Origin of the sequence: Enterobacter sp. BIDMC 29 (assembly GCF_019378755.1) — a bacterium.
In the GTDB taxonomy this organism is placed as follows: domain Bacteria; phylum Pseudomonadota; class Gammaproteobacteria; order Enterobacterales; family Enterobacteriaceae; genus Enterobacter; species Enterobacter ludwigii.
Map to the genome: position 1 here is coordinate 2,216,135 of NZ_CP080000.1, position 219 is coordinate 2,216,353.

The following is a 219-nucleotide window of genomic DNA, read 5'->3' on the forward strand; positions in this document are numbered from 1 at the left end:
TTTCAGAAATTTTGCACGCTACCGCCCCTGGCTTAACAGCTACCAGTGCACTGAGCGAATGTTGAATAAATGATTTTGGGAGTCTGATAACAGACAAAAAACTGGCGTTAATTGTCATCCTAAATGGTCTTAGAAACAAGCACAAATCGTTACAAATCAGTCCACATTTGAATCAGATAACCCCATGTTATCATTATAATTAATAACAAAAAGCGGTAG